The organism is Agrobacterium larrymoorei, from assembly GCF_013322225.1.
Lineage (GTDB): Bacteria > Pseudomonadota > Alphaproteobacteria > Rhizobiales > Rhizobiaceae > Agrobacterium > Agrobacterium larrymoorei_A.
Genome location: NZ_JAAMFB010000027.1, coordinates 71,401 through 93,421 on the forward strand (window position 1 = coordinate 71,401; position 22,021 = coordinate 93,421).

23 protein-coding genes are annotated in these 22,021 nt (G+C 56.6%); 3 read left to right on the forward strand and 20 right to left on the reverse strand.

Annotated elements, in window-relative coordinates; translation table 11 throughout:
* Positions 1-19: 19 nt before the first annotated feature.
* From guaA to dnaN, 20 genes are all read right to left on the reverse strand, one after another.
* Complete coding sequence (gene guaA / locus G6L28_RS16800) at positions 20-1,597, reverse strand: glutamine-hydrolyzing GMP synthase (protein WP_174064971.1); 1,578 nt, start codon at positions 1,595-1,597, stop codon at positions 20-22.
* 83 nt (positions 1,598-1,680) lie between these two features.
* The gene (locus tag G6L28_RS16805; protein WP_174064972.1) at positions 1,681-2,319 is read right to left on the reverse strand and encodes a 5'-methylthioadenosine/S-adenosylhomocysteine nucleosidase; all 639 of its coding nucleotides are present in this window, start codon (positions 2,317-2,319) and stop codon (positions 1,681-1,683) included.
* Entirely contained in the window at positions 2,309-2,767 is a 459-nt protein-coding gene (locus G6L28_RS16810) for a PaaI family thioesterase (RefSeq protein WP_174064973.1), read from the reverse strand. Before G6L28_RS16810 ends, G6L28_RS16805 begins: the two co-directional genes overlap by 11 nt.
* Before the next feature lie 67 nt (positions 2,768-2,834).
* Positions 2,835-3,287 carry a TspO/MBR family protein gene (locus tag G6L28_RS16815; protein ID WP_174064974.1) on the reverse strand — a complete coding sequence of 151 codons (453 nt, stop codon included), beginning with the start codon at positions 3,285-3,287 and terminating at the stop codon, positions 2,835-2,837.
* Positions 3,288-3,337: 50 nt separating this feature from the next.
* The gene (locus tag G6L28_RS16820; protein ID WP_174064975.1) at positions 3,338-4,429 is read right to left on the reverse strand and encodes a DUF1513 domain-containing protein; all 1,092 of its coding nucleotides are present in this window, start codon (positions 4,427-4,429) and stop codon (positions 3,338-3,340) included.
* Positions 4,430-4,432: 3 nt separating this feature from the next.
* Positions 4,433-5,554 carry an imelysin family protein gene (locus G6L28_RS16825; protein WP_174064976.1) on the reverse strand — a complete coding sequence of 374 codons (1,122 nt, stop codon included), beginning with the start codon at positions 5,552-5,554 and terminating at the stop codon, positions 4,433-4,435.
* Entirely contained in the window at positions 5,554-7,062 is a 1,509-nt protein-coding gene (locus G6L28_RS16830; protein ID WP_174064977.1) for a di-heme oxidoredictase family protein, read from the reverse strand. The genes G6L28_RS16825 and G6L28_RS16830 overlap by 1 nt, the downstream gene beginning before the upstream one ends.
* A 243-nt stretch (positions 7,063-7,305) precedes the next feature.
* Positions 7,306-8,583, reverse strand: a complete 1,278-nt coding sequence (locus tag G6L28_RS16835; RefSeq protein ID WP_174064978.1) for an imelysin family protein — start codon at positions 8,581-8,583, stop codon at positions 7,306-7,308.
* 111 nt (positions 8,584-8,694) lie between these two features.
* Positions 8,695-9,984 (reverse strand): RsmB/NOP family class I SAM-dependent RNA methyltransferase, encoded by a 1,290-nt coding sequence (locus G6L28_RS16840; protein ID WP_174064979.1) that lies wholly within the window; start codon positions 9,982-9,984, stop codon positions 8,695-8,697.
* A gap of 85 nt (positions 9,985-10,069) precedes the next feature.
* Positions 10,070-10,438, reverse strand: coding sequence for a septal ring lytic transglycosylase RlpA family protein (locus G6L28_RS16845; protein WP_234902615.1), 369 nt, complete (start codon positions 10,436-10,438; stop codon positions 10,070-10,072).
* A 395-nt stretch (positions 10,439-10,833) separates the two neighbouring features.
* Positions 10,834-11,712 (reverse strand): SDR family oxidoreductase, encoded by an 879-nt coding sequence (locus G6L28_RS16850; protein ID WP_174064980.1) that lies wholly within the window; start codon positions 11,710-11,712, stop codon positions 10,834-10,836.
* Between the two features lies 1 nt (position 11,713).
* Positions 11,714-12,850: a tRNA epoxyqueuosine(34) reductase QueG gene (gene queG / locus G6L28_RS16855; RefSeq protein WP_202033687.1), complete on the reverse strand. Its 1,137-nt coding sequence runs from the start codon at positions 12,848-12,850 to the stop codon at positions 11,714-11,716.
* A 67-nt stretch (positions 12,851-12,917) separates the two neighbouring features.
* Positions 12,918-13,610, reverse strand: coding sequence for a glutathione S-transferase family protein (locus G6L28_RS16860; protein WP_174064981.1), 693 nt, complete (start codon positions 13,608-13,610; stop codon positions 12,918-12,920).
* Positions 13,611-13,827: 217 nt separating this feature from the next.
* Positions 13,828-13,983 carry a hypothetical protein gene (locus G6L28_RS16865; protein WP_174064982.1) on the reverse strand — a complete coding sequence of 52 codons (156 nt, stop codon included), beginning with the start codon at positions 13,981-13,983 and terminating at the stop codon, positions 13,828-13,830.
* Positions 13,984-14,264: 281 nt separating this feature from the next.
* Positions 14,265-15,245, reverse strand: a complete 981-nt coding sequence (locus tag G6L28_RS16870) for a complex I NDUFA9 subunit family protein (RefSeq protein ID WP_174064983.1) — start codon at positions 15,243-15,245, stop codon at positions 14,265-14,267.
* Positions 15,246-15,375: 130 nt separating this feature from the next.
* A complete protein-coding gene (locus G6L28_RS16875; protein ID WP_174064984.1) occupies positions 15,376-15,663 on the reverse strand; it encodes a DUF1330 domain-containing protein in 288 nt (95 codons plus the stop codon).
* A gap of 14 nt (positions 15,664-15,677) precedes the next feature.
* Positions 15,678-16,385 carry an orotidine-5'-phosphate decarboxylase gene (gene pyrF / locus G6L28_RS16880; protein WP_174064985.1) on the reverse strand — a complete coding sequence of 236 codons (708 nt, stop codon included), beginning with the start codon at positions 16,383-16,385 and terminating at the stop codon, positions 15,678-15,680.
* Positions 16,386-16,389: 4 nt separating this feature from the next.
* Positions 16,390-16,971, reverse strand: a complete 582-nt coding sequence (locus G6L28_RS16885) for a histidine phosphatase family protein (RefSeq protein WP_174064986.1) — start codon at positions 16,969-16,971, stop codon at positions 16,390-16,392.
* A 14-nt stretch (positions 16,972-16,985) separates the two neighbouring features.
* Positions 16,986-17,579 (reverse strand): phospholipid N-methyltransferase PmtA, encoded by a 594-nt coding sequence (gene pmtA / locus G6L28_RS16890; protein ID WP_174064987.1) that lies wholly within the window; start codon positions 17,577-17,579, stop codon positions 16,986-16,988.
* A 187-nt stretch (positions 17,580-17,766) separates the two neighbouring features.
* The gene (gene dnaN / locus G6L28_RS16895; RefSeq protein WP_174064988.1) at positions 17,767-18,885 is read right to left on the reverse strand and encodes a DNA polymerase III subunit beta; all 1,119 of its coding nucleotides are present in this window, start codon (positions 18,883-18,885) and stop codon (positions 17,767-17,769) included.
* Between the two features lie 269 nt (positions 18,886-19,154).
* Here dnaN and rsmI point away from each other — a divergent pair, with 269 nt between their 5' ends.
* The 3 genes from rsmI to G6L28_RS16910 all read left to right on the forward strand — a co-directional run bounded on the left by rsmI (position 19,155) and on the right by G6L28_RS16910 (position 21,887).
* A complete protein-coding gene (gene rsmI / locus G6L28_RS16900; protein ID WP_174065186.1) occupies positions 19,155-20,072 on the forward strand; it encodes a 16S rRNA (cytidine(1402)-2'-O)-methyltransferase in 918 nt (305 codons plus the stop codon).
* Complete coding sequence (locus tag G6L28_RS16905; RefSeq protein ID WP_174064989.1) at positions 20,062-20,430, forward strand: YraN family protein; 369 nt, start codon at positions 20,062-20,064, stop codon at positions 20,428-20,430. Before rsmI ends, G6L28_RS16905 begins: the two co-directional genes overlap by 11 nt.
* Before the next feature lie 158 nt (positions 20,431-20,588).
* Positions 20,589-21,887: an extracellular solute-binding protein gene (locus tag G6L28_RS16910; RefSeq protein ID WP_174064990.1), complete on the forward strand. Its 1,299-nt coding sequence runs from the start codon at positions 20,589-20,591 to the stop codon at positions 21,885-21,887.
* The last annotated feature ends 134 nt before the right edge of the window (positions 21,888-22,021 follow it).

Genomic DNA, 22,021 nt, shown 5'->3' on the forward strand with positions numbered 1-22,021 from the left:
GCGTCTGGGTAGGTCCGAATTATTCCCATTCGATCGTACCCGGTGGCTTAGACGTCACGTCGTAAACCACGCGGTTGATGCCCTTGACCTCGTTGATGATGCGGGTCGCCGCACGTCCGAGGAAATTCATGTCGTAGGGATAGAAATCGGCCGTCATGCCGTCGACGGACGTGACGGCGCGCAACGCGCAGACAAAGTCATAGGTGCGGTAATCGCCCATGACACCCACGGTTTGGACCGGAAGCAACACGGCGAAGGCTTGCCAGATCGTATCGTAAAGACCGGCCTTGCGAATTTCGTCCAGATAGATCGCATCTGCCTTGCGCAGGATATCCAGCTTCTCGCGCGTCACAGCGCCAGGGCAGCGGATCGCCAGGCCCGGACCGGGGAAGGGGTGGCGGCCGATGAAGCTCTCCGGCAGGCCAAGCTCACGACCGAGCGCGCGAACTTCATCCTTGAACAATTCGCGAAGCGGCTCAACCAGCTTCATGTTCATGCGCTCTGGAAGACCGCCGACATTGTGGTGGCTCTTGATGGTAACCGAAGGGCCTCCGGAGAAGGACACGCTTTCGATAACGTCTGGGTAAAGCGTACCCTGTGCGAGGAACGAAGGAGCGCCCTTTCCGTCTGCCGCGATTTTAGCGGCTTCCGCTTCGAAAGTCTCGATGAAGAGGCGACCGATGGTCTTGCGCTTCACTTCCGGGTCAGACACGCCAGCCAGTTCCGTCAGGAACAGATCGGAGGCATCCACATGGACGAGCGGAATGTTGTAATGATCGCGGAACATGCCGACGACCTGTTCGCTCTCGGCCTGACGCATCAGGCCGTGATCGACGTAGATACACGTAAGCTGATCGCCGATTGCCTCGTGAATAAGAACGGCCGCAACCGAAGAGTCCACGCCGCCGGACAGACCGCATATAACGCGCTCAGAGCCGACCTGCTCACGAATTTTACGGATCATTTCGGCGCGATACGCGGCCATCGTCCAGTCGGACTTGAGGCCAACGATCTTGTGGACGAAGTTGGAAAGCAGCTTCGCGCCGTCTGGCGTATGCACCACTTCAGGATGGAACATGGTGGTGTAATAACGGCGCTCTTCGTTGATTGCGATGGCGAAAGGCGCGTTCTCGGAAGTCGCGGCCACTTCGAAGCCTGCTGGAAGCTGTGTCACGCGGTCGCCGTGGCTCATCCAGACGGGGTAACGTCCGCCGAGTTCCCAGAACCCGTCGAACAGAGGGCTAGCCTTTTTGATCTCGATATCGGCGCGGCCGAACTCCGCCGCATGGCCACCTTCCACCGTGCCGCCGAGCTGCGTGCAAAGGGTCTGCTGGCCATAGCAGATGCCGAGGATCGGAATACCTGTATCAAATACTGCCTGAGGCGCGCGTGGGCTGCCTTCCGCCGTTACCGATGCCGGGCCGCCGGAGAAGATCACGCCCTTCGGCTGTAATTTCTCAAAGGCTTCCGCTGCGCTCTGGAACGGGTGGATTTCGCAATAGACTCCAGCTTCACGCACACGACGCGCAATGAGCTGCGTCACCTGGCTGCCGAAATCGATGATGAGGATGCTGTCGGGATGGGCTATCTGGGTCATGGCGAGCCTTTAAAGAAATCCTGGGCTTTAGGCAACCGGGTATATGGCCTGAAAAGCCAGAAAACGGGCTCCTTTGCAAGCCTTTACACCGCAATTGCTCCATCCTTCAAAGCGTCGCACAGCCTGTCCACCGCATCTGCCAACTTCTCATCGATCACATGCAGGTACTCCGTCCAATCACCAATGTGGTGAACATCCGCTTTGCCATCGGAAATTCCTCGAAGGCCGATTACCGGTACGTCGAAACGCTGGCTCGCGCGAAGGATCGCAAATGTTTCCATCTCGACCATGTCTGCGTTGATCAAATCATACATCGCGCCGGAGACAACATTCGCGCCCGTCGAGACCCGAGCTCCGGTAACACCGGGGATGAAAAAGGGAAGGGGTATTTCCGCAGGTAGATCGAGGAACGGCGTGCGGCCTTTCTCGAAGCCGAACGCGGAAGCATCCATGTCGCGGTAGGATACGGAGATCGCCTGATAGACTTCTGCCTGTTCCAGCGTGCGAGACCCGGCGGAACCGAGCGAAACGACGAGGTTGGGCAAGCGATCAGCCGCTTTGAGTTCGCTTAACGTTACCGCAAGCGACACGGCAGCCTCAACGGGGCCAACACCTGTCATCAATGGGTTGAACCGCGCTTTCAGATGCGGTCCATACTCCGCATCCGCCGCCATTACGAAGAGAAGGCGTTTGCTTGCGACGGTTAGAATTTCAAAGCTCATTTTCGTCGAAACCTTCGCGGCCTTTGAGCACCATCATCGTGCCTGTCATCGAGGCGATCAATTTGGCGGGGCCATCGGAAATTGCATAGGCGCGGCCATCGGCAACGATGATGTTGCTGCCCGGCTTGGTAATCTCCCCACGAAACAGGAAGCGGTCGCCGCGTCCCGGCGACATAAGGTTGACCTTAAATTCTATGGTCAACAAGGAGGCTTCCGGCTCGATGATCGTGTAGGCGGCATAGGTGCAAGCGGTATCGAGGGCTGCCGCAATGACGCCAGCGTGCAATATGCCATGCTGCTGTGTGAGCTTGGGATGAAACGGCAGCTCGATTTCCACTAGACGATGTTCAATTCGTGAAATCTCAGCCTTGATCGCCTGAACGACGCCCTGACGAGAGAAGCTCTTTTCTATGCGCTGGCGATAATCGCCAGGATCGGTAAATTCCATTCCCCTGCCTTTCATTTTTATTGAAAATGACATGGGGGTTAAGAGGCCGCAAGACAAGAAGGTTTCATCAGTTGAGGTAGGCGATGCTCCCGTTCAGGAGCGTAGCGAAGGAGACCCATGCTGCATAAGGAACGAATAGCCACATCGAGACACGATCCCGCCTCGAGGTTATGACGATAAAGGCGATGATGCAAATCAGCATCGGTATGATGACGATCAATGCCGCCTCCGGGCTCTGCATTCCAAAAAAGAGCGGTGACCAGAGAAAATTCAACAGCATCTGGCTAGCCCAAAGCTGCATGCGCCCGCCCATGCGACTGCTCAGCCATGTCCGGGCACCGGCGATGGCGATCATCACATAGAGAGTTGTCCAGACAGGGCCAAAAATCCAGTTCGGCGGATTGAAAAACGGCTTGTTAAGCGATTGATACCATTCACCAGGCACAGCGTTAACGCCAATCAGAGCACCGATGGCAACGACGGCAACGATGAAAACGATATAGACGGGGGCGCGCTTCATGCCTGAACAATGCGTTGCCCGGGCGTTGGTTCCCACGCTATTTCAATAATTTAGAGGTTCAAACGAACAATATGCTGGTCCCAGCTGACGTCGCTTGTTTCTGTACCGAAATGGCCGTCGTAGGAGGAGGCCACGATGCCCTTTCTTGCGGGCGCCACGCCTGCGGCTTCGTGTAATGTCACCTCTGACAGAACCCTTCCACTGTTCTCGTCTAGCGTCACAAGCGCATTGCCATTGGGCGATGTCAAACCCACTACGCCATCACGACGGTTGACTGCAATTGCGCCGACATAGTTTGCAAGTCGCATCGTTGTTTCCTGCGCCAGATCGATGAAGCGCAAGTCTTCGCCCCTGGAGAAACTGCCGACCAGCGGCGGAAGATCGTTGCGTGGTCCTTCATACTGACAGGCGAACCAGATACGTCCGTCGCGACCGAGGTCGACGTGGCGGGTAGAAAGCTGACGCAGCTTTTCTGGAAGGCCGTGCTTCTGGAGGAGCGAGCCGGTCGTGGCATCGAGCAGGACCAGCGATGGCTCCATAGCGTCTATGTTGAGCTTGGTGCGACCGAAATCAGGATGAGTCTCTATGCCGCCATTGGCAATCACGATCAGTTGCCCGTCTTCGCTGACAGTCATGTCGTGGGTGCCGATGCCGTGTGCATCGTATTCTCCAATGCGGCGAAAGCCGTTGCGGGCATCATAAAGACCGATGACGCCGCGATTTCCATCGAAGTCGTTTTCACTGGCATAGAGTATAGAGCCATCCAAGGAAAACTGCCCGTGGCCGTAAAAGTGCCGGTTCTCCGGTGTGTGCATGACGATGGGGTGCCGCCTGTTGTGCGGATGGAAAGCCATGAAGAAGGTGCCGGGCCTGCGGGCAAAGGCAACCGTCATTCCCGTCACACTGCTCGTCGTCATGCCGTGTGCCCGCTCAGGCAACGCCAGCCGGTGGATGATCTCGCCTTCTTCGCTCACCGTGGCCACGCCGTATGAGCCATCTCGAGCGCGGAAACCGGAAGCGAAAACTGCATCCGTTCTTTCCAGCGCATGGAGTGAGCGTGGCGCAAGCGAAGCCAGAAACGGCAAGCCCGCCGCCTTTATAAAGGTGCGACGATCGATCAGAAGCCGTTTATCGCGCACCACAGATCAGTCTCCATCCGCAAAGGAAAAGCCGGAACTGAGGCCAATCGCGCCGCCATACTGATCGTTGATGCGGTAGATCAGGTCCTTGCCGTTCAGGAGAAGGTAGTCGACCTTGGCACGCTCCTTTTCGTTGGATAGCGTTTTTTCGATGTCAGGGTCGATCGTAGTCGACACACGCACCATGGATTTGGCGATGAAGTCGATAGAGCCGATAATGGAGCGCTGATCCGGCGGCAGAAGCTCGGACATATTTGCAGTGTGCAGCAGCGTTTGGATCGCAGTAACATTGGCGCCGATGCTCGTCCACGTCAGGCCGGAGCGCCAGTAGATCGCCGTGCGGGGAAATTTCGCGTTGTCCGGGCCTTTATAGAAGGTTTCGATCCGCTGGTCGCGGATCGCTTCGGAGCCATGAACGAAAATGCCGAGGAGCGCTACCAGCGCTTCGCGCTCGTCACGAAAAACAGGGTTGTTTGGCCCGGGTTCCTTCCAGTTTTTTGCCGTCCCATCCGGTGCGTTCCAGATTGTTGCGAGTTCAGTGCCGAGATTGGCGACGTTGCCCGCAATCGCAGCACCGTATCGGCAACGGAAACTGTTCTTGTCCTTCAAAACGTCTTCAGAGTCGGTGCCGTAAAGCACATATTCCAAGGCACCTAACCCTTGCGCTGCAACGCTCTTGCCCTTCAGCCCATCTGCGGTCGCCACGCTCCCGTCCTTTTCGGCGAGATAGCGCTGCACCTGTTTAAGTCCGAGGCTCTTTTTATCTGGATAGTAGAGAATTCGTTCGAAGCGGCCTTGCTCGATCACCGGTCCGGTGCGCACGATCTCGATGCGTGACCATGCGTCGACCGTCTTCTCAAAGCTCGACTTCACCGCGTTTAGGCGTTCATTCGTCGGTTCAGCGCATAGCGCCTCCATGGTGTTCTCAAGTCCCCTGGCATTATCGCGAAACGCGTCATAACCGGGGCGGATAAAGCCATCGACCGCCTTTTGCAGCACGGCTCGCACCTTGACTGGATCGAGCGGGGGCGGGGGCATCAGCTCGACATCCTGCGCGAAAGCATTACTGAGGCTCAGCAGGAATGCCAACGGCACGAGGTTTTTGAGTTTTCGCATCGCGTTTTCCATCAAAGAGACTCCAGAAATGCCAGCAAAGCCTGACGGTCGGACTTTTGCAAGGTAGCGAAGGCGTCGCGTGCTTTCTGCGATTCTCCACCATGCCAGAGAATCGCTTCAGTCAGGCTGCGTGCCCGGCCATCATGCAGATAAAAGCCGTTGCCATTCACTGCCTCGGTTAGACCAATGCCCCAGAGCGGCTGTGTACGCCATTCCTGCCCGCTTGCCTCACCCACCTGTTGCCCATCCGCCAATCCTTCACCCATGTCATGCAATAGGAAATCCGAATAGGGCCAGATCAACTGGAAAGAATGCGAGGGGTCTTTTGCATCTCGCCGCGTCACGAATTTCGGTGTGTGACAGTCGGCGCAGCCGTTCTCGTAAAATATCTTCTTGCCGCGCAGGACGGCTGGATTGCCAACGTTTCGACGTACGGGAACTGCCAGGTTTTCCGTGTAGAAGGTAACGAGATCGAGAACCGTTGAGGGAGCTTCCGTATCGCCCAGCCGTTTCTGTACGCCGTTCGGTATGGCAAGACAGTGCGGTTGTTTTTTCGTGCAGTCGCCGGAGGCGTTCGGTAACTCCGGCGTCGAAATGCCGATATCCTGTGAGAAGGCGGCGGCGGCTTGATCCCGCACGGTGGCATTTTGCGCCTTCCAGCCGAACCGGCCAAGCAAAACGCTTTCAGTCTTGTGGCCGCGCACCCAGCCAGGTTTTCCGGAAATGCCATCGCCATTGCTGTCATCAGGGTCTGCAAGCGCAAGAATGTCTTCGGCGGCAATGGCTTGTATCAGCCCGAGGCCGAGCGTTGGTTGAGCGATACGGGCGGAGAGGACGGTGTCGTGCTCCAGTGGACCGTGGTTCAGGCCGTCGATGCCGTAAGTCGGCTTGCGCAGGGTCACGACTTCTCCGTCCGAAAGCGTCACCTTCTGTTCCTGATAGGAGACCGCCAGCTTTCCCTCTGCGTCCAGCCCTGCCACTGCGAGGTTCTGAAGCTGCTGGCCGTATGTCGCATCTGGAAAATTGACGATCTTGTGCTTCCGGATCGCGGCTTCTTCATTGGATGTGCGTGCCGGGCGCGCTAGCCGCAGCACCATGGAAACCGCATCCTCTCCAGTGAGCGGTGGTCGTCCGCGCCCATCCTTGATGTGACAGGTCTGGCAGGAGCGCGCATTGTAGAATGGCCCCAGACCGTCTGATGCTTGCGTCGAGGAAGGCGATGATACCCAAAGCTTCTGGAACAGAGCGTTGCCGAGTTTGAAATCCTGCTCACGCTCGAATGACATGTTGGCGGAGGGTTGGGAGAACGGGTCCGTTGCAGACCGCGTCGTCAAGGTTCCGGCGGGCATGGCCTCGGATGGTTCCGGCTTCGTGAAATCGGTGGCGTGTTTGACAACTTCCAGAACGCGCTTGTGGTCGCTGGCAGAGAGATCGGAGCGCGTGCCGAATTCTGCGGCAGATAGATGGGTGCTGCAGGCGGCAGCTAATGACGTGATGAGGAGCAAACGCCAGCGTCTCATGAAACCTCACCGGTCCGAGCTGGCCGAGCGAACAACTCTCCTCGATCGTACCGGCCTTGAGCGGGGATCAAGCAGAAACGCGTCTGCGTGGCGGGAAAGACCTCCGCGATCAAGGGCTTCGTCACACTTGACCCCGGCTCAAGGCCTGGGTGGCGGGGTGGGTGGCGCTTCGGTGCACAATAGCTCTACCTATTCATCTGAAATCAGTTATGGGCCGCGCGTTCCACGCAGCCCAACCTCATCTCACTTGAAAACCGCATTCGGGCTATCGAGGCTGTCGGAACCCTCCAGCTGAATCTTGCCGAGGTTGAGAGCGGCAATGACGCGTTCGATTGTCTTTGTCTGGTCCAGAAGTCCATCGATGGCGGCCTGCACGGTGGCGTTGCCTTCCTTGTTGCCCTCACCGATCATCTGGTCGTAAGCCTCAACCGTCTGGGCGCGCTTTTCCATGGCGTGCATGGCATCCAGCGTCTTGTTCAGCTTGCCCTGCATTTCCGTGTCCAGCGCCTTGTCGCTCTCGGCGACCAGCTGTGAAAGGGAAGGGCCGGTCATCTTGGTGCCGTCCGCGCGGGTATATTCACCGGTATAGGCAGAGGCGATGCCGATCGCGTCGTTGAGATGCGAGTTGTAGGTGTTGTCGGAGAAGCAATCATGCTCTTCTTCGGGATCGTGCAGCAGAAGGCCGAGCTTCATGCGCTCGCCTGCAAGTTCGCCATAGGAAAGAGACCCCATGCCGGTGAGGATCGCTGTCAGACCCTTCTTCGGATCGGCTTCAACCGTGGTCGCCGCTTCTCCATCCGGTGCCCAGTTCGCGACCATCTCCTTGAGGTCCGCGACCAGCAGCGTGGACGCAGATTTCAGGTAGTCGGCGCGACGGTCGCAATTGCCGCCACTGCAGTTCTTGATGTCGTAGTCCGTGTAGGGCCGGTTTCCGGCACCCAGACCGGTGCCGTTCAGATCCTGTCCCCACAGAAGGAATTCGATGGCGTGATAGCCCGTGGTGACGTTAGCCTCCACTTCGCCTGCCTCCGCCAGACTGCGGATCAGCTCCGGCGTGATCTTGGAAGCGTCTATGTCTTCGTCGCCGACCTTGATCTTTTTGTTGGCGATAATGTTGGCGGTGTAAAGCTCGTTCTCGTCGCTTTCCGTGCCGTAAGAGCCGTCGACGTAATCAATCAGCCCCTCGTCCAGCGGCCACGCGTTAACGCCGCCTTCCCATTCATCGACGATGGGGTTGCCGAAGCGATAGACTTCGGACTGCTGGTAGGGAACACGCGCCTTGATCCATGCCTCACGCGCAGCTTTCAGGTTTGCCTCGCTGGGTGCGGCGATCAGGGCGTCGATGGCTCTGTCTAAGGCTTCCGCAGTCGTCAGCGAGTCCTGATATTTCGCGTAAGCCAGTTCAGCATAATGTTTCACCACGGCTGCCGGATCGGTCGCAGCAGCAACGGGAAGGGCGGTGAAAGCGACTGATGCGGCAAGAAGCGCGCTACTGATGCCAATGGCGGTTTTGCGAAACATGAACTCTCCTCTGCGGCCTTCCAGTAACGAGGCCGTGAAGCAGAGTTCTGAACCTTTCACAAACTTGTGTCAAACATTCTAGTTTAGAAGCTTTCCAAGTGGAATGCTTCGTTATGCGCCACGCTTCATCACGCAAAAGAAGAAACCATCCGTATCGGTTGTAGCGGGCGTCAAAGTCACCGTCTCACCGTCGCCTGAGTGCGGTTTTGCAACTTGCGCGCCGAAAATGCCGTTCCAGCGGTCCAGCGCGGAGTGGATCGAAAATTCGGGATTTTCTGCGCAGAAGCGGCGTACCTGACGCTCGTTTTCTTCCGGCAGTACGGAGCAGGTGACATAAAGCAACTCGCCGCCGGGCCGAACGAAGGTCTTTGCCTGATCCAGCGCTTCCGCCTGCTGCCCCACGCGTTCTTCGAGATTGCGCTGCGTCAGCCGCCACTTGGTGTCCGGCCGGCGGCGCCATGTGCCGGTGCCGGTGCAGGGGGCATCTACCAGCACTCGGTCGAATTTTTCGCGGAATGGATTTAGGCCCGATGCGCGGTCATGAACCTGCACATTGCGGGTGCCTGCACGTTTCAACCGTTCGATGATCGGGGCCAACCGTTTGCGGTCGGCGTCGAAGGCGTGGACCTGCCCCTTGTTGTTCATGGTCGCAGACATGGCCAGCGTCTTGCCACCGCCGCCTGCGCAATAATCGAGGATTTGCTCGCCTTCCTGCGCACCAACCAAATCGGCCACGATTTGCGAGCCTTCATCCTGCACCTCGAACCAGCCCTTCTGAAAGGAAAGCTCGGCGGTGACATTCGGCAGACGCGATGGGCCTGCACCTGCGGGAATACGAACGCCCTGACGAGCAATGCGCGTGGCTTCGGCGCCAGCGTCGTCTAATGCCCTGAGCACCTTTTCGCGGCTTGCCTTCAGCGTGTTGGCGCGAAGGTCCAGCGTCGGGCGCTCGTTGAGAGCCTGCGCCTGGGCGAGCCAGCCCTCGCCAAAAGCAGCTTCGAACGATGCCTGAACCCAGTCGGGAATGTCGCCCTGCACATGTAGAGGCGCGTTTGAAATGTCGCGGGAGGAAAAAGCCTCGATAGCGCTTTCGGAAAGAGGTGCAGGCGCAAACTTGTCGCCGTCGAATTCGGCGGTCAACTGGTCGAGGGATTTTCCCCACTGACGTAGCATCACGGCGTATCCGAGAGCGTCGGCGCTGTCGTTATCCATCATCCAGGCGTGAGAAAGTTTCATGCGAAGGGCATCGTATACGATGTTGCCGATGGCGGCCCTGTCGCCGGAACCAGCGAAACGATGCGCCAGTCCCCAGTCTTTCAGTGCATCGGCAACCGGGCGTCGACGCGCCTCGATATCTGCCAACACTTCGATTGCCCCGGCCAAACGCCCGCCTAAACGCATTGTCTACCTCATTTTCTTGGTGCCCGGTTGGTAGACGCGAATGGCGGCGAGGGCAAGGCTTTGAGAAGAATTCCCGAATAGCCTGTTAGTTGGAGGCGAGAACCTCGTAGCAGACTTTTGCAGTGCCGGAGCTGATCATTCCGACTTCCCGGGCTGCTGCCTTGGACAAATCGAGCACGCGACCCTTGATGAAAGGACCACGGTCATTGATGCGAACCACGACGGCTTTGCCTGTGCGGGAGTTCGTAACCTTGACCTTGGTGCCAAAGCGCAAGGAACGGTGCGCAGCGGTAAGTTTCGAAGGATTCATGCGCTCGCCCGAAGCAGTCTTCGAGGTCAACGCATACCATGATGCGCCGCCACAGCCATTAGCGGCATTGGCGTTAAGTGGAGCCATGAGACAACAGACGGCAATAGTTGCAGCCGCGAAAGTCTTGCGTCGGATATTCGTCAAACTGTGCTTCCCTGATACTCGGCCAAACCCCGTTTTGAATTGCAGGCCGATTAATATGCTGAGTGTAGGGCGAGCGAAAAATGGCAAAAAATGGCCAAGAGCCAATCACGAAGTGTTACATTCTGTAATATTTGTGATCAGTCTTGGGAGACCAAATTTAGATAGCCTTCGATGTATGTCGAAAAAATTTCTTTAGAATCAATCGGCAAGAAGAAATTCGTTGCGGATGGCGTCCAGATTGAATCACTTCACAAAAGCACAGTGAAATAATTTTCCAATTGCTGAAAAAAATCGCTCAATTTGCACATTAACGAAAGGTTAAAAGCGAAAAAGGCGATGAGAAACTTTCTAAAAAGGCGTCTTGGATGAATTTTTCATTTTGGCAAGATGAACATCTATTCATCTTGCCAAGCATTATCCTGCCACAGCTGGCACATCGACTTTCGGTAATCTGGAAAGCGAAAATCGAAGCCGAGATCGCGAAGTTTACGGTTCGATACGCGCTTGTTCTCCCCGTAGAAGGAGCGCGCCATGGGCGAAAGCTCGGCGGTTTCGAACGTCTGTTCCGGTGGCGCTTCATTGCCCATGATATCTGCGGCGAAAGCGACGACATCCTGCGGTGGGGCGGGTTCGTTATCGGTCACGTTGAAAATGCCACCTGCATTCCTGCTAATCAGGAAAGTCGTTGCAGCACCAATATCCTCGACGCGAATGCGGTTGAAGACCTGGTCTTTCTTGACCAGTCGCCGCGCCGTGCCTTTTTGCAGATTGATGAAGCCGTTGCGACCGGGGCCGTAAATGCCGGAAAGTCTCAGGATGCAAAGGGGAATGTCAGCTCTCGTTGCCGCTGCCATCCAGGCATTCTCGGCGTCGACCCTTTCCAGGGAGCGGTCGGAAACCGGCTTGCATGGCGTCTCCTCGTCTACCCATTGTCCATCGTGGTTGCCGTAAACGCCGACGGTGGACAGGTAGGCGGCCCATTTCAGGTTCGGCATCAGTGATGTGATATCACCCTCGCAAAGCCGCAATAGCGGATCGCCAGAAGCGCCGGGTGCGATGGATTGTACGAGATGGGTGACGGTTACCAACTCGTCCCGCAGTTCCGCAGTGAGCATCGTACCGTCGAAAATGAACGGCTGAATATCGAGTGCCTGCAGCTTCGAAACATGGTCCGCGCTGCGGGTCGTTCCGCCGATCCGCGCCATGCTGCCCTGAAGATTTTTCGCGATTGCCTTGCCGGAATAACCAGCCCCGAAAATCATCAGATGCGACATTTTATCGTCCCGCCATTTTCCATTCATCCAGCACATCCGAATCGTCTTCGGGCGCGCGAGCGGCAGCGTAAGCATTGAAGCTGGCACTGTCCATCAATCTCGATAGCGCCCATATGGCCATGCCGCGCACGTCCGGCGACGCATCTTGCGCGAGCGCCCTGCATTGATCGACAAAGCTGCTATCGCCGGAATTTCCCGCCGCAATCAAGACGTTACGGACAAACCGGTTGCGCCCGATACGTTTGACCGGAGAGCCGCTAAAGAAGCTCCGAAACGCCGCATCGTCCAAAGTCAGCAGAAAACCAATCGACGGTTCCTTTAGATCATCCCGTGCCTGAAGCTTTATTTCCGAAGCGCTTGCTGCGAACTTGTTCCAGGGGCAGGCCGCCAGACAATCGTCACATCCATAGATCCGATTGCCGATCATTGGCCGGAATTCGCGCGGGATTGGCCCCTTGTGCTCGATGGTGAGATAGGAAATGCAACGGCGCGCATCGATCTTGTAAGGCGAGGGAAACGCGCCGGTAGGGCAGGCGTCGAGACACGCCCTGCAGGAGCCGCAATTGTCGCGCTCCGCTTTGTCCAGCAGCAATTCCGCCGTGGTGAACATGCTGCCCAGAAACAGCCATGAACCATGGCTGCGGCTGACGAGATTGGTGTGCTTGCCCTGCCAACCAAGACCAGCCGCCGCCGCCAGCGGCTTTTCCATCACCGGCGCGGTATCCACGAAGACCTTGACTTCCTCGCCAGCCCGCGCGGCAAAGCGCGTTGCGATTTCTTTCAAGCGTCCTTTTATGATGTCATGATAATCGCGGTTGCGGGCATAGACGGAAATAGCTGCCTTGTCTGGCTTTTCCAGAATGCCTCGCGGGTCTTCATCCGGACCATAGTTCAGCCCGAACATGACGACGGAGCGCACATCGCTCCATAAGGTCTTCGGACTTGCACGTCGCTCCTCTGTCTCTTCCATCCAGCCCATGGTGCCATGGAAGCCATGGTCGAGGAACTCCCGCAGACGTTCGGGGGCCAGCGGAATGGCGTCGGGCGAAGTGATGCGACATAGATCGAAGCCGAGCGCGGCCGCTTCCGAGCGGACGAAGTCCGTCAGTTTGGAAAGGCGCTTCTCTTGCTTCTCCAAAGTCGTGTAGATGGTGCTTCTCCGATACGGTTAGCCGCATCGCATATATAATGACGAAACGTCGGGATCAAAAATCGAGATCGGCGTAGTGAGACGAAGGCGCAAGGCGCGGCACGCGTTCCGCAAGAAGCGGCCGGAAAGACGGACGGGACTTGACGCGCTGGTACCATTCCTTGGCGATAGGCGCTTCCAACCAGTTGATCTCACCAAGGTAATCCAGAATGGAAACGGAAGCAGCCGCGGCAAGATCGGCGTAGCTCAGACGATCGCCGGCAAGCCATGTGCGAGAACCGGCCAACCATTCAAGGTACTTCATGTGTTGGCGAATATTTGCGCGGGCCGTACGCAGCAGCTTGGAGTCGGGTGGGCCGCCGCCCTGTGCCGTCGTCATTTGCAGTTTGTAGGCGCGCTCTCGCACCAGCGGGCGGGTAATATCGGTTTCCATTTTCTGGAGAAACCACTCCGTCAGGCGGCGTATTTCAGCACGCTGGAATGGTTCTTCCGCCAGTAGCCGCCTGTCGCGTTTCAGCACACCGTGGGTTTCGTCCAGAAATTCTGCCAGCACGTAGGGCCCACACAGAGACCGCATGTTGTCATCGACATAGACGGGCAGGGTACCCGCCGGATTTAGCGCCAGAAATTCACGCCGTTTCTCCCAAGGCTGCTCCTCAACCAGATCGGCCTGAAAACCGTATTCAGCGAGGATTAGCCGAACGAAACGAGAAGCAGTCGACATGGAGGAATGGTAGAGAGTTGGCATCGGCACTCTAAATTTTATGAAATGGGGGTGGGCTGTCTACTTGTGGCTAAAAAAAGCTCAAAATGCGGCGACGCCAATATTATTAGCTATGCGGGTTTAAGACAGCTTTAACATCAGGCGTAAAACGCTTGCGGAGTGTAACTCAATAAAAAAGCGCCGTTGCAAAAGCCGACGGCGCTCTGTGAAATAGTTTCAGCGCTAGAGCGCGGTGATCCGCTCAGTTGAGGCTGATCGAGCTGGTCGCGCAAGGATCGACGCCGTAAGCTGGAGAGCAACCCGTCTTGCCAGCTGCAACCGTACCTGGAGCCATGAACGAACCTGCCAGAACAACCAAAGCCGCACACGCAAAAAAGAGTGCGATAGACCTGCCCATTTTATACTTGCCTCTCAGACGATTAGACGGAGCGATCAACGTCGCCACGCGATGATTGTTAGGTTCGGAATATGTGACGGATGTGGCGTTTACCAATAAAGCAGCTTGCTGAACACGGGGTTAATGCGAACTCTTGTCCACAGTTGCCCTTGTGCCACGCTTTCGTTGGTTGACGACGCCATGCCCCTCAATGCCCCGGCGAAACGAATAGGGCAGCGAACATTGTCGCTGCCCTATATTGGCATAACTCATCAAAATGATTTTGGTTGCATGCCCAGTCTTTAGGCAGCTTTACCCGTATGGCTGAACTGTCCATTCGTTCTATAACTGACCATGTAGGACGGCAGCACGGAGGCAACGCGCACGGGCATAATACCGATTCCCGCCAAAGTCAGGCCGGATTTTTCTGCCTCGGAAGACACGATATTGTCGTGCCTCAGCATCGAAACCTGATCCACGGTCAACGGCGGGCTGATCAGCGGAATGAGCGAGGCGATCTTGCCGATCAGCGATGCGATGCCGAATGGCAGAGTAACCAAGGGGCGCTGGCGATAGGTGGCCGTCAATACAGCCTCGAGACAGTCGCGGAAGGTCATGACGTCCTGGCCACCAAGCTCATAAGTCGCTCCCGGCTTCAGCTTGCCATCGACGCTGCGGGCGACGGCTTCGGCAACGTCTTCGACATAAACCGGCTGGAACTTCGTCTGACCGCCGCCGATCAATGGCAGAAAAGGCATGCGCTGCGCCATGCCGGCAAATTTGTTGAAGAAATCGTCTTCGGGTCCAAACACGATGGAGGGCCGCAGAATGACGGCTTCGGGCAGAACCGAGCGGATCGCCGCTTCGGCGCGACCCTTGGTTTTGATGTAGCCAATGGAAGAATTTGCATCGGCACCGATGGCGGAAATATGCGTCAACGTGGCACCGGCATTCTTTGCTGCTTCCGCAACTGCGCGCGCGCCGAATTCCTGCACGGCGTCGAAGGTGTTTCGACCGCTTTCGAACAGGATACCGACGCAGTTAACGACGTGGTCGGCATCTTCGACGGCCTTGACGATCGAGTCCTTGTAACGAAGGTTTGCCTGCGCGAAGGATATCTGCCCGACATTGCCCAATGGCTGGAGGAATCCCGCGAGATCAGGACGTCTAACGGCGACGCGGATTCGATAGCCGCGCTTTGCAAGCGTGCGTACGATATGCCGCCCGACAAAACCCGAGCCGCCGAAAACCGTGACGAGAGGGGGAAGGTTGGCCAAGGGCATGGGAGGCTCCTGCGAAGCGTTGACTATTATGTTTTTTGTCTCTTAGCTCAAAGCCGCGGGGACGGGAAGAGAGAAGAGGGGCGCTTGCCAGCAAAGGTGCTTGCAAGAGTAAAAGAAGCTTTGACGCGGATCAGACGCCCTCGACGATAACAATCTCCGAATCGGCGACTTCCTGGCGGATTTTCTCCGCGGCCTGATATTCTGACGAGTTGTAGCAATCGACCGCGTGCTGCACCGACGGAAATTCGATGACGACGTTGCGCGCCCGCGCCTTGCCCTCAAGCTCAGTCATCGCGCCGCCACGCGCGAGAAAGTTCGCTTCGAAACGTTCGAAAGCGGGCTTTGCGGTGGACACGTAGTCCTTGTAGCGTTCCGCGTCATGTACATCGACACGCGCGATCCAGTACCCTTTAGCCATCATAAACCTCCTGATTATTGGTTTGCCGGAAAACTTGCCCGGAGCATTTCCTCCAGAATGGCGCGCGCTGCGGCCTTCGGGTCGTTGGCTTTGACGATCGGGCGGGCAACGACGAGGTGGCTGGAGCCGGATTTGATGGCGTCGAATGGCGTCACGACGCGCTTCTGGTCGCCAGCATCCGCGCCGGAAGGGCGAATGCCAGGTGTGACGACAGCCATTTCCGATCCGACAATCTCACGCGCGGCGGCAGACTCTTCAGCCGAACAGACGATACCACCCATCCCGGCTGCGCGTGCCTGCTCCGCCCGTTTCAAAACCAGTGAGCGCGCATCGCCCTGATAGCCCGCGTCAATGAGGTCGGCATCGTCCATGGAGGTCAGAACAGTTACGCCCAGCAACGTCAGGCCAGAACCTTCAGCGGCTTTCACGGCAGCGCGCATCGCTTTTGGATAGGCGTGCAGGGTAAGCATCGACATGCCCATCTTGGCGATGTTTTCGACACCGGAAGCAATCGTGTTATCGATGTCGAGCAGCTTCATGTCGAGGAAGATTTTCTTACCGCTCTCCGCAAGCTCTTTCGCAAAACCGAGCCCACCCGCAAAGGCAAGCTGATAGCCTATCTTGTAGAAAAGAACATCGTCGCCCAGCGTCTGGACGATTGTGTCCGCTTCCTTAACGGTTGGAACGTCCAGCCCTACGATCAGGCGCTCGCGTGCGGTCATGGTTTCACCCCTGCCAAGTTTCCATCGGCGTCCAGTCGCATGTCACCTTCATATCCGCAAGATTAAAACGGAAAAGATTGCCGCCACCGGGCGGTTGATCGCTGGAGCGTTTAATGGTGTCGCGGGTCAGGTGGGATTTCAAAAGCGTGCCGACGGCTCCATGACCGACAAAGGCAATCGGCTGTGAAGGGTCGTGATTGGCAAGAACAGTCGTTACGGCTTTGACGATTCGTGCCTGCGCGTCTACCGCCGGTTCCCACCCCTTATAGCTGGCGTGGGGGTGAGCAAAAAACCAGTCGGCTGCCCGTTCGAACTGGTCTGGCGGTAAAAAATCGGTGGCACTGCGGTCATTCTCGTGCATGTCTTCGGCTGTTTCGACCGCGATGCCGCCAACGGATGCAAGAATGCGGGCTGTTTCCAGCGCCTTGTTCTCAGTGCTGGAAACAACACGGCGTAACTGCTTCGGCCAGCTTCGCGAAGTGGCCAGCCGTGTCCGCTGGATGCCGATATCGGACAGTCCCCATTCCGGAACAGGAATGGTGGGGTCGATGCGAACCTGCGGGTGAGTGATATAGAGCGCATACATGCGCGAAGGCTAACTCAGCTGCGGGTATAGGTCCACAGCTGCGCGGGCGGAATATTGCGCACGATGAAGTCGTAATGGCGGATATGATAAAGGTGCGGCTGCGCGACGATGGGTGAGACGGCGCCGTATGAAATCTGCATTACCGGACGTCCATGCGGAACGCGCTTCAAAAGGTCATCAAGCAGCTTGATGCGGGCGGCCATTGGAAAATTCAGCATCGGTACGGCTGAAATGACGCAGTCGAACATCTGGTCTTTCTGCTCGCCGAGCGTCTTGTCAAGATCGAAGGCATCACCATTGATGAAATTGACGCCGGGATAATTGTTCTGGAGTTGCAAGTAAAAATCGGTGGAATATTCGATGGCGGTGACATCATGAGGTTTCAGGCCGCGAGCCAGAATGGCTTTGGTAATGACGCCGGTACCAGGCCCAAGCTCCAGAACCGGGAGGCCGGAGTGCGGATTGACGATGCTGGCCATCCGTCTCGCGGTTATGCCAGAAGTGGGGACGATTGCGCCAACTTTCTTCGGCTGGCTGACCATTCCCTTGAAGAAACGTATCTCCTCATCGAACTTCTTGCCGAAGCGCTGTTTCAAACTCAATCCCATCCGATTCCCCTCTTCTCCGTTTCGTGAACATTTGTGGAAACTGTGGCGATATCTTGTCTTGATGTGACGCAAACACAAAGGAAAATGTCGCAATAGGGAAATTAAATGGGTGAAGTTGTTCCTGAAACGAAAAAAGCCAGAGACGGTGGCGTCTCTGGCTCCTCATGCGGAATATGCTATTATTCTGCTATACTCTCATTGGCATCAGCACATAGAGCGCGTCATCGCCTGCCGTGTCGCGTACCAGCGTCGGGGAGCCGGCGTCAGCGAGAAGGAAGATCGCGTCTTCTCCGGACAGTTGGGCTGTGATGTCGAGCAGATACTTGGCGTTGAAGCCGATTTCCATCGCATCGTTTTCATAGCCGACCGCGACTTCTTCCGTCGCGCTACCGGAATCCGGGTTGTTGACTGTCAGCGTCAACTGGCCATCGGTCAGCGCGAGCTTGACGGCGCGGCCGCGCTCCGAAGAAATGGTCGATACGCGGTCCACGGCCTTTGCGAAGCTCTGGCAATCGACGCGCATTTCCTTGTCGTTGCCGGTCGGGATAACGCGCTGATAATCCGGGAACGTGCCATCGATCAGCTTTGAGGTCATGACGATGTCGCCAATGGTGAGGCGAATCTTGGCGTCCGAGACTTCGATGGACACTTCCAGTTCCGGGTTGTCGACCAGCTTCTGCAACTCGCCAACGGTCTTGCGCGGAATGATGATACCGGGCATTCCTTCAGAACCGGACGGCGCGTCCACATCGGCGCGGGCCAGACGGTGACCGTCTGTGGCAACCGCACGCAGCTTGAGGTCGCCGCCGCTTTCGATGGTGTGGAAGAAAATGCCGTTGAGATAATAACGGGTTTCCTCTGTGGAAATCGCAAACTGCGTGCGGTCGATCAGCATCTTGAGATCGGTCGCCTTCAGTTTGAAGCTGTGGCTGAAGGTGCCAGCTGTCAGATCCGGAAAGTCTGTTTCCGGCAGGCACTGCAGCGAGAATTTTGAACGACCAGATGCAACGGTCATCGAGGAACCGTCCGGGTTTGTCGCCAACAGGACCTCTGAGCCATCCGGCAGCTTCCGGACGATTTCATAAAGCAGATGTGCGGGCACAGTAGTTGCACCAGCTTGCTCTACCATGGCCGGTGTTGCTTCGGTGATTTCCAGATCGAGGTCGGTCGCCTTCATGTCCAGATTGGCGCCGGATGCGCGCAGCAGGACGTTGGAAAGGATCGGAATCGTGTTGCGCCGTTCCACCACGCGATGAACGTGGTTCAGCGATTTCAGAAGGTTGGACCGCTCAAGAGTAATACGCATGGACACTACCGCTTTCAACCGTTGCAATCCGGGGGAGGCCGGATCGGCAAGATAGTTTCCCGGCAACTGCCGGATAATGGGACAGGCAAAATGGCAGAGTTATAAGGACAAATGCAAGAGGCGAGCAGCCGGTAGTTTCTCGAATCCGACCCAATACAGCTTGATCCACAGATAAGAATAAGAATGCGACCTTGTTCAGCCGGGCTGGATTGCCCATAAAGACGCGAACAAAATGACGGAAATGATGGGACCAGTCGTTGACCGATGAAATGTTGAATAGTGCAGAACAGGCCGCCACGGGCAAGACCTTTCGCGTCGCAGGCGTTGCGGTGCCTGCAAGGCCGCTGGAAAACTCGCTCTATCTGGTGGCAACGCCTATCGGTAATCTCGGCGATATCACTTTGCGCGCACTGGATACGCTCGCCGCCGCCGATGTCCTGGCATGCGAGGATACCCGCGTCACACGTATTTTGCTGGAGCGTTACGGCATTCGTAACCGCCCTTTCGCCTATCACGAACACAATGCGCAGGAAGCAGGGCCAAAGCTGATCGCAGCATTGGAGGCAGGTAAATCCGTCGCCCTTGTTTCCGATGCCGGAACGCCGCTCGTCTCCGATCCGGGTTATCGCTTAGGGCAGATGGCGCTCGAGGCAGGGTACCGGGTGGTGCCGATTCCGGGCGCATCCGCGCCACTGGCAGCGCTGGTGGGCTCCGGCATGCCGAGTGATTCTTTTCTCTTCGCAGGTTTTCTCCCCGTGAAGGATCGCGGCAAAAGGGATCGGTTGTCCGAACTCGCCAAGATTCCTGCAACGCTCATTTTTTTTGAATCTCCGCATCGCATTGGGGCATCTGTGCGGGTGGCGGCGGAAGTGCTGGGCCATGAGCGCCGTGCCGTCGTTTGCCGCGAGCTGACCAAGACGTTCGAGGAATTCCGTCGGGGCACGCTGGGCGAGTTGGCCGCTTACTACGATGAGGATCGTGTCGTCAAAGGTGAGATCGTGCTTCTGATCGAGCCGCCATCCTATGACGAAATTCCGGATATCGAAGATGTAGAGAAGCTGTTGAAGGATTTGGTTTCGACCATGCCCGCAGCGAAGGCGGCGGCGGAAGCGTCCAAATTGACCGGTTTGCCACGAAAAGAGCTTTACCAGCGGCTGCTGGATATAAAGAACGCCGATGGTGGCTGAGCGGCCGGGTAAAAGCAGGCGTCGTGCAGAAAGACGTGGCCATGCCGCCGAATATTGGGCGGCACTTTATCTCATGGTCAAAGGCTACCGGATTTTGGCGCTACGCTACCGCACGCCGTTAGGCGAAATCGATCTGATCGCCCGGCGAAAAGACGTTATTGTTTTCATCGAAGTGAAGGCTCGTCGCACTGAAACCGGTGCCGTCGATGCCGTTACCTTCGCTTCCCAGCAGCGAATTCGTGCTTCTGCCGATATGTGGTTGTCGCGACGCAGGGACGCGTCGAGATTATCTTTGCGCTTCGATATTGTGGCCGTCGTGCCCCGACGCATACCGAAACATTTCATCGACGCTTTTTGAGCAAACAGCTGAGCGCACGCATTTCGCGTGGATAATTTCTTTGATGCTCTTTATGAGATCAGACTGTAACAAATCTGACATCAAACTGTAAAAGCCGCGTCACGGAACGCGCCTATTCGCATCCTCACCCAAACACAGGGCGGTAAAGGATCGAAAAGATGATCAAGAAAATTTCCATGGCCGTGATGGCCGTCAGCGTTTCCGCAACATCTTCCATGGCGGCGACCAACATCACCTGGTGGCATGGCATGGGTGGCCGTAACGGCGAAGTCATCAACGAAGTTTCGCAGAAGTTCAACGCAGCGCAGACCAATTGCGCGCTGACACCTGTTTCCAAGGGCTCCTACGAAGAAGCGCTTGCCAGCGGTATTGCTGCTTTCCGCTCCGGCGAACAGCCGAACATTCTTCAGGTATTTGATGCCGGTGCCGCTACCATCATCAATGCCAAGGGCGCTGTCATTCCCGCTGAAGACATCATCACTAAGGCTGGTTACAAGTTCGACCGCGAAGCCTTCATTCCCGGCGTGCGCTATTTCTACGCCGCTGCCGATGGCAAGTTCGTCGGCATGCCGTTCAACTCTTCCGCCCCGATCATGTATTTCAATACGGAAGCCTTGAAGAAGGCCGGTGTTGAAGCGCCGAAGACATGGGAAGAGTTTGAAGCCGCTGCTCCGAAGCTGAAAGAAGCCGGCTTCATTCCGCTCGTTCAGTCGCAGTTGACATGGCAGTTCACCGAAAACTTCTTCTCGCGCAACAACATCCAGTTCGCCACCAACAATAACGGTTACGACAGCGTTGTTGATACGCAGTTGAAGGTCACCGACCCGAACCTCGTCATGATGTTCGAAAAGCTGAAGTCCTGGAAGGATCAGGGCTATTTCGCTTACTACGGTGCTGGCTGGAACGATAACCAGAAGCCGTTCGAAGAAAACAAGGTTGCTTTGTGGATCGGTTCTTCCGGTTCCTTCGGCGGTCTGCAAAAGACGGCGCAGATGCCTTTCTCGGCAACTTTCCTGCCATACTGGGGCTCGATCAAGGGCGCTGGCACCAACTCCTTTATCGGTGGCGCGGCTCTCTTCGCAATGTCCGGCAAGTCCGAAGCCGAAAACAAGTGCGTGGCTGACTTCTTCCAGTTCCTGACCTCACCGGAAATTCAGAAGTTCTACCACGAAGCGACCGGTTACGTTGCCATCACGCAGGCCGCTTACGAACTGGCCAAGAAGGAAGGCTTCTACGAAAAGCAGCCTGTTGCCGAAGTGGGAATCCAGCAGCTTTCGCTTCAGAGCGGCGAATGGTCCAAGGGTTATCGCCTCGGCTTCTACCCGCAGATCCGCTCCATCATGGAACGCGAGTACGGTCGCATTTTCTCCGGTGAAGTCTCCGTCAAGGATGCTTTCGACATCATCGAGAAGGAAGGCAACGAGTTGCTTGCCCGCTTCGCCAAGACCGCTGGTTGATTGATCGGCATCTGAAAAGTGGACCTCCCTTCTGACGAGGGGAGGCTTTCTCTCCTTCAGTCATTAAGGCTCTAGGCCGAAATGACGGTGAGTAGAAGCAGTGCCGTCATGCTCGCGCTTGTCCTGAGCATCTA